Below are 484 nucleotides of genomic sequence, written 5' to 3' on the forward strand. Positions count from 1 at the left end.
TGGTGGAACCGTTGTCGAGTTTCAGGGTGACGTCAGTACCCGCTTTGTTAGAAAGCGTGGCGGTGTACGTAATCTGACCACCTTCATTAACTGCGCTTGGCGCGGTCAGGGTCACGGTGGTGGTGTCAGCAGTGCCCGGAGTATCGGTAACGGTGGTATTTACCGGCGTAGTGCCCGGTACCAAGTTCTCGAAGTGCTCGCCGCCGGTCACCGTTTTGATCGCGGTGGTGACGGTTTGGTCGCCTTTGTAGACGTCGTTTGGAGCGACTACCGAAACAGAACCGCTCGACTGGTTCACACCGATGGTGATGGTTTTACCGTTATCCAGAGTGACCGTCAGGGGGCTAGCGATGTTGGTTACTGCTGCGCCGTTTTTATCCACAAGGCTGGCGGTGTAAACGATGTTGCCGCCTTCGCCCACAGTGTTGGTCGCGGTCAGGACCACATCGACCTTGTCGATGGTGTCGTTGATGATCGTTGTCGC

At 56.4% G+C, this 484-nt stretch carries 1 protein-coding gene; it reads right to left on the bottom strand.

Going from position 1 to position 484, the window contains the following annotated elements; genetic code table 11:
* Positions 1-484: immunoglobulin-like domain-containing protein (locus JBE38_RS27550; protein WP_205345600.1), on the bottom strand; the 484-nt coding region annotated here is incomplete at both ends.

Origin of the sequence: Pseudomonas sp. ICBG1301 (genome assembly GCF_016918385.1) — a bacterium.
Lineage (GTDB): Bacteria > Pseudomonadota > Gammaproteobacteria > Pseudomonadales > Pseudomonadaceae > Aquipseudomonas > Aquipseudomonas palleroniana.